At 57.8% G+C, this 483-nt stretch carries 1 protein-coding gene; it reads left to right on the top strand.

Translation table 11 applies throughout. The annotated features are described in order from the left end of the window. A partial coding sequence (locus AC1KVG_RS21785) for a site-specific integrase (protein ID WP_481095809.1) occupies positions 1 to 483 on the top strand: 483 nt, incomplete at both ends.

The following is a 483-nucleotide window of genomic DNA, read 5'->3' as shown; positions in this document are numbered from 1 at the left end:
GCATTTGTTATGAATGCCGAATCTCACCGCCAACGCCCGCAGCGTCTTGCTGAGAGCGACCTAGCGACGATTTTCGCATCTCCGGCCTACGATCAATGGGCAGCCAACGAACCGCTGCTTTTTTGGGCCCCCTTGCTCGGACTCTACATGGGTGTCCGGGCATCGGAGGCGGCTGCGCTGTCTATCGACGACATCATCGAGCCCGCCGGACTGATGTGCATCGTGCTCAAGAATCGAGCTGCGACGGAATCGGAAGGCGCCACTGCCTCCAAATACCGAACTCGACAGAGGCATAGCACAGGGTCAATTCCGGTGCCGAAAGTGTTGCTTGATGCCGGGTTTCCGGACTACGTCGCAGCCATCAAAAGCAAGGACAGGCGGGAACTCTTTCCCACCAGCCAGAGGGAGCGAACAGCCGACACAGCCGCATGGCTTAGGAGCAAGTTCGCTCGATACTTGCGCTCTCATGGCATCAAAAAAAGC

The organism is Xanthomonas sp. NCPPB 3959, assembly GCF_056675575.1.
The sequence above is the reverse complement of the archived record's forward strand: the minus strand, read 5'-3'. Positions and strand labels throughout refer to the sequence as shown.